This is a genomic window from Mesorhizobium sp. M4B.F.Ca.ET.214.01.1.1, assembly GCF_004791545.1.
GTDB lineage: Bacteria > Pseudomonadota > Alphaproteobacteria > Rhizobiales > Rhizobiaceae > Mesorhizobium > Mesorhizobium abyssinicae.
Window position 1 is genome coordinate 1 of the sequence record NZ_SRUX01000036.1, and the last position, 6,705, is coordinate 6,705.

Here is a 6,705-nt window from a genome sequence, read left to right on the forward strand (position 1 = left end):
CCTGTGCCTTCCTGCAAAGGCTCTGCGCCAACGACATGGACGTCGCGCCGGGCAAGATCGTCTACACGCAGATGCTCAACGCCAAGGGCGGCATCGAGAGCGACCTCACCGTGTCGCGCCTGTCGGACACAGCCTATTTCCTCGTCGTGCCCGGCGCCACGCTGCAGCGCGACCTCGCCTGGCTGAGAAGGCATGTCGCCGACGAGTTCGTCGTCGTCACTGACGTGACGGCAGCCGAGGCCGTGCTCTGCCTGATGGGGCCGGAAGCGCGAAAACTGATCCAGAAGGTGAGCCCCAACGACTTCTCCAATGAGGCCAATCCGTTCGGCACCTTTCAGGAGATCGAGATCGGCATGGGGCTGGCCCGCGCCCACCGCGTCACCTATGTCGGCGAGCTCGGCTGGGAGCTTTATGTCTCGACCGAGCAGGCAGCCCACGTCTTCGAGGCGCTCGCCGATGCCGGCGCGGAGGGCGGCCTGAAGCTTTGCGGCCTGCACACACTTGATTCCTGCCGCATCGAGAAGGCCTTCCGCCATTTCGGCCACGACATCACCGACGAGGACAATGTGCTGGAAGCTGGCCTCGGTTTCGCCGTGAAGACGGCCAAGGGCGACTTCATCGGCCGTGATGCCGTGCTGCGGAAGAAGGAAGCCGGGCTGGACCGCCGGCTGCTGCAGTTCCGTCTCAAGGACCCGCAACCCCTGCTCTTCCACAACGAGGCGATCCTGCGCGACGGCAAGATCGTCGGCCCGATCACCTCGGGCAATTACGGCCACCATCTCGGCGGCGCGATCGGCCTGGGCTACGTCCCGTGCAAGGGCGAGAGCGAGGCGGATGTTCTTGCCTCGTCCTACGAGGTGGAGATCGCCGGCGAGCGCTTCGCGGCGGAGGCATCGCTGAAACCTATGTATGATCCGAAGGCCGAGCGGACGAGGATGTAAGCAATTCGTCGCATGGAGATACCAGGTCGATGATCACTGTAGTCGGTTCCGTTCGCGAGATCTGGCGTTATCCGGTTAGCTCCCTCACCGGGGAGAGCTTGGTGCGCGCCATGATAATGAAAACAGGGGTTGCCGGTGACCGAACCCACGCGCTGTTCGAGGCAAACAGCAGCAACATCGTAAACCCGCCAACGTCGAAGAAGTGGAATATTGCGCCGCGGTTGGCAGCACGTGTTGGCGATACAGGGATCATCCAGATTTCGAGCGACGGTCGCCTTTGGCGCGCCTTTGATGATCCATCGATGTTGGATGAACTGGAAGCGATCTTCGGTACGCGGATGGAATTGAAGCGCTACGGGAGTCAAGTAGGAGACGCCATAGCTAAACCGCGGTATGCTATGCAGCCCATCCACTTGCTAAGCCGGCAGTCTCTCGACGCGCTCCAGGCTTGTTTGCCCGACAGCCAAATAGACGTTCGCCGTTTCCGCCCTAATATCGTTGTAGACTTGCCGGACCTGGCGGGAGCACGCCCGGAAGACAGCTTACTGGGTAAGGAATTCTCGATCGGTGCGTTGCGGCTCCGTGGAACAGTCCGCTGTGGGCGATGCGCTTTCACGACTCTTGCGCAGCAGGGAGTGCCCGAAGACCGTTCAGTCCTTCGCGCGCTGATCCAAGATTTTGAGAAGAACTTTGGCATCTATTGCGAGGTGCTGGAACCTGCTGGGATAGCGGTCGGCGACACGGTCAGCACGCCGGTCGCGCCGGAGCCGCAGCGCCCTATTGTGATCGTCGGCGCCGGGCAGTCCGGAGCTATGACAGCCAAGGCCCTTCGTGATCTGGGCTCGACTCAATCAATACGGATCTTTGGAGAAGAGCGACACGCCCCGTATGAGCGGCCACCTTTGTCCAAGGGCGGCGACCAGGGAAAGGGCGGGTCCATAGGCCCTAGCTATGTTCTGACGGCAGATAAGATCGAGGAACTGAAAATCGATCTCAACCTGAACAGCCGGGTCATTGCTGTGCACAGGCAGACGCGCGAAATTGAAACGCAAGATGGCGAACGCCATCCGTATGCCCGGTTGGTGCTCGCGACGGGAGGATCAGCGCGTCGGCTTCGCGGGCTCGAGCGGGGGCACGGCCGCGTCCACGTGATACGCACCATCGAAGACGCTGCCAATCTGAACCAATCTTTGCAGGCGGGGAGCACCCTCTGTGTGCTCGGAAGTGGTTGGCTAGGTCTTGAGATTGCGGCGGCGGCGCGCAAACGTCTGTGCGACGTCACGCTCTTCGGCCGGCAGAATAGAGTGCTTGCACGCATGGTCCCGAGTGAGGTCGCCGACTATGTGGCTGCTCGACATATCGCGGAAGGAGTGAAACTCAGATTGGGCGAGGTACCTACCTTCAGGGAAAGGCCTGATCACATTGAGGTGACAACGGCCAGCGGAGTCGAGAGAGCAGAGCATTTGGTCCTGGCAATTGGCATTAGTCCTAACGACCACCTCGCTCGCGCGGCGGGTCTCAACGTGGCTGGCGGAGTGGTGACTGACGAGAGCGGGGCCACCTCGGATCCCGATATCTTCGCCGTCGGCGACGTGGCACGGCAACAGCGACCTGGGTATCCGAAAGGTATCTGCGTTGAAAGCTGGCATAACGCAAATGAACAACCGTACTCGGCCGCGCGAGCGTTGCTTTCGCTTCCAGCTGAGCCATTAACCCCAGCGAGGTTCTGGTCATCACAGTATGACATGATGATCCAGATTGCAGGGTTCCCCGATGCCAATGCCCAAGTCGTCCGGCACGAAGGCGACGGCCGGCCCTTCTGGGACTTTGGCAGTTTCGCGATCGGGATCAATCGATCACAAGAGGTCCATCGTTTCGCAGCCCAGCTGGCGTTGGGTAACGTTGAAGCCCCGACCAGATACCAAGCGTCCTCGAAGTCTTCTGCTCAACGGAAAGGGCCAGCCGAAGGCGTTGACATTGGCCCAGTGGATGCTTTCCCGGAGGGTGAAATACGGCGGCTCGAGATCGATCAACTGGGAGCTGTCGCGATCGTTCAGATCGACCAGCGGTACTTTGCGGTGAACGATCGGTGCCCGCACGCGGAGGCTTCGTTGTCCGAAGGATTCATCGAGCGCGATAGGATCGTTTGTCCTCTTCATTTCGCGGAGTTCGATTTGCAGACAGGCGACCCTTCCAATGCGCCTCCGGGATGCGGTCGCTTGGCTTGCTACACGGTAGAGCGCCGAGATCACCACCTGTTTCTGCTGTTTTGAGGTTGGTGGCAGCCAGTGCGCGTTCCGGCTGGGTACTTGCTGAGTGACATTCGGCGCGCCACCACTTCGACCGCAAGCAGCGCATTTGTTGCGGTCGAGCACTCCCTAGAATAGGGCCTACCGACGAGGTCCTGCTATCGATCTGTTCTATAGCGCACACGAACTTTTCACTCTGGGATCGCGGTGCCGGTCTCGCTAAATTTGAGCTGCAATAGGAACATTACGATGAACCTCGCAGCCAACGATAGCCGGCAAGAGCACACAAATTCGGGGCGCCTGCTCCGGATGGCGACATGTCCGTTGGGAGCTAGTCCACAGGGGGTACGGGGGACATCGATAGACGGCCACGAGTGGACATGAGTTTGGCGCTGCGCACGCTGCCTGGCCTCAGGTGGAAGTTCAGCGGAGGGCTGCCGCAAGGACCTATGCTTCCTGGTTGTTACGGGAGGAAACGATAGTTCGAAAATATTATGGGCTGCCGCCCCTGAACACTTTGGCCGTCTTCGAAGCCACCGCACGTCATGCAAGTTTCAAACGCGCGGCAGACGAGATGAATGTGACGACGGGGGCTATCAGCCGTCAAATTAGGGCTCTAGAGGGCGAGCTCGGCGTCAAGCTGTTCGTTCGTGAGGTAAACGGGGTGCACCTTACGCCGGCAGGACAAGACCTGTTTTCCGAAATCGCAGCCGCTTTTTCGCGGTGTTCCGACGCAACAAAGGCGGTCAAGGCGGGAAAGCGCGATGAGAGCGTCACCTTTGCGTGCACAGATGCCTTCGCAACATTCTGGCTCATGCCGAGAATGGTGGATTTCTGGACACGCTATCCAAACATCACGGTTAACCACCTGATATCGGAACAGAGCCGCGATTTTCGCAATGCCGAAGTCGACCTGTTCGTGCGGCCAGCGACAGGCGCCTGGCCGAACGAAAATGTCGAACCGCTCTTCGAAGACTTGATCTACCCTGTGTGCGGGACAGATTTCGCTCTTGAGCACCAAGGCGTATCCGCATCGGAGCTTTCCCGATTACCGCTCCTCCACATGGATTGGACCAGTCCGGATTGGCCACTGTGGCAGGATTTCCTTCAGGCCGTCTCGGTGCCCTGTGAAGGGCTACGTGGCAAGCGTTTTGGCAAGTACGCTCTGCTCCTAACCGCTGCTGAAGCAAATCAAGGGGTGGCTCTGGGTTGGGACTCGCTGGTGCGTCCTCAAATCGGGGCGGGTAAGCTCGCTCGGTTCACGGATTTGTCCATGCGGGACCCGGTCGGTTTCTGTCTCGCATGGAATAGCAAGAAGTGGCTCTCGAATGCCGCGGCAACCCTTAAGGCCTGGGTCCGCGAACAGGCCCGATCATCGGTGCCTCTTCTCTCGCTTGGGGCGGGAGCAAAGCGCCGCGGCTCGCAAATGCCCCGGCCGGAAACTCAAGCCCTGATGAGCCTTTTGGGCGATACCGAGAGTGCTCCGAGTGATAGGAACGGCCACCAACGTTGATCAGTTGGGTCTCCGTTTCGGAGGAAAGAGGAAAGGGTGTGAGCTATGTCTGAAGCGATGCGGCGTCGGCAAGGGCGCGATAAGCGAAAGGCGGACAGGATTGAGAAGCGCTCATCCATTCGCCTGCCGCATGTGACCAACACGCTGCCTTTCACGGAAGTCCTGGACGAGGAGAACTTCACGCGCGTTCACAACGCGGCGATGACCGTTCTCGAGGAAATCGGCATAGCGTTCCGGTGCGATCGAGCCATCGAAGACTGGAAACGCGCTGGAGCCAAAGTGCGCGGCAATCTGGTGTTCCCAGACCGACACATGATTGCTGACCTAATCGCCAAGGCGCCAAAGTGCTGGGAATTTGCATCCCGCAATCCGGAGCGTCGCGTGAAATTCGGCGGACGCGACGCTGTGTTCTGCCCGGCCCAGGGGGCGCCTTATGTGCGTGACCTCGATGGCGTGCGTCGGAGCTCGACACTCGCCGACGTTCACGCATTGAACAAGATCGTGCAGATGTCGCCCTGTTATCAAATCAGTAGCGGCTTCCATGCGGAAGCTATGGATATCGCCGTTCCCCATCGGCATCTCGAATGGGTACGGAGCACGCTGATCTACACCGACATGCCGTTCTTCGGCGTACCGAACATCCCTGACTATGTTCTCGACTCTCTTGAGATGACACGGATCGTTCACGGCCATGAGTTCGTTGCCAACAACGCGGTCACGATCAATCACATTAATTGCGTGTCTCCGCGTATGTGGGACGACGTGCTGCTGCAATGTGCGCGCAACTATGCCGATGCCGGGCAGGTCTGCCTGATGTCCCCCTTTGTCCTCGCTGCCGCCAATGCGCCTGCTGACATCGCCGCTACACTTGCACAAATGTCGGCAGAAGCTCTGGCTGGTATTGCCTACATGCAGCTTTACAAGCCGGGCACCAAATGCGTCCTCGGACAGTTCACCGTCTCGACGTCGATGAAGTCCGGTGCGCCAATGGCGGGTACACCGGAGATTTCGCTGATCCAGTACGGCATCGGTCAAATTGCCCGCCACTACGGGCTTCCCTGGCGCACCACCGCTGCGCAGGCCAGTTCCAAAGTTTTTGATGGGCAGTCAGGATATGAAAGCGCTATGGCGATGTTCACGGGCATCACAGCTGGCGCCAATCTTATGCTTCATGCGGGCGGCTGGGATGAAGGCGGTCTTGTGACGTGTTACGGCAAACTCGTCGTCGAAGCCGAACAATCTATGCTCTACCACCGCCTGGCCCGGGGAGTGTCCCTGGATCGGCTCGATGCTGCCATGGAAGCAGTTAGACGAACCGAACCGCAAGGCCACTATCTCGGCGATCCGTTCACGCTTGAGGTGTTCGAAGACAGCTTCATGATGCCTCAACTGTTCGACTATGACTCTTATCCGCAATGGAAGGCGAACGGCGAAAAGGACTTGGCTCAGCGAGCCCGGGAAAGGGCGCGACAGATCCTTGCGGAGTATGAACAGCCCCCCCTTGATGAAGCGGTACGCGAGGAGCTTGACGCTTTTGTTGAGCGCCGCAAGCGCGAAATTGCAACCTGACGTCGAGTGGCAAACACGTCCGGCTTCCTGATTTCGCCAGCCTAAAAATCCAACAGCAATAGCGGAAATGCCTCATGTCCGATGAAGATGAAATCATCCTTTCCGAGCTTTCCGACGACGAGCTCGTGCAGCAGATGCACGACGACCTTTATGACGGGCTGAAGGAAGAGATCGAGGAAGGCACCAACATCCTTCTCGAGCGCGGCTGGGTTCCTTACAAGGTGCTGACCGAGGCGCTGGTCGAAGGCATGCGCATCGTCGGCGAGGATTTTCGCGACGGCATCCTGTTCGTGCCGGAAGTGCTGTTGTCGGCCAACGCCATGAAGGCCGGCATGGCCATCCTTCGCCCGCTGCTCGCCGCCACCGGCGCGCCCAAGCAGGGCAAGATGGTGATCGGCACCGTCAAGGGCGACATCCACGACATCGGCAAGAA

Annotated in this window: 5 protein-coding genes; all 5 read left to right on the forward strand. The window is 59.4% G+C overall.

The window, feature by feature from the left end; translation table 11 throughout:
- Window positions 1–941: aminomethyltransferase family protein (locus EN857_RS33015; RefSeq protein ID WP_135859613.1), on the forward strand; the 941-nt coding region annotated here is incomplete at its 5' end.
- Window positions 942–970: 29 nt separating this feature from the next.
- On the forward strand, window positions 971–3,214 hold the full coding sequence (locus EN857_RS33020) for an FAD-dependent oxidoreductase (RefSeq protein WP_135859612.1): 2,244 nt from the start codon (window positions 971–973) through the stop codon (window positions 3,212–3,214).
- 493 nt (window positions 3,215–3,707) lie between these two features.
- Window positions 3,708–4,703, forward strand: a complete 996-nt coding sequence (locus tag EN857_RS33025) for a LysR substrate-binding domain-containing protein (protein ID WP_245511367.1) — start codon at window positions 3,708–3,710, stop codon at window positions 4,701–4,703.
- Between the two features lie 45 nt (window positions 4,704–4,748).
- Window positions 4,749–6,272: a trimethylamine methyltransferase family protein gene (locus EN857_RS33030; RefSeq protein WP_135859611.1), complete on the forward strand. Its 1,524-nt coding sequence runs from the start codon at window positions 4,749–4,751 to the stop codon at window positions 6,270–6,272.
- Between the two features lie 74 nt (window positions 6,273–6,346).
- Window positions 6,347–6,705 (forward strand): B12-binding domain-containing protein (locus EN857_RS33035; protein WP_189521683.1); only part of this gene is annotated, 359 nt, incomplete at its 3' end.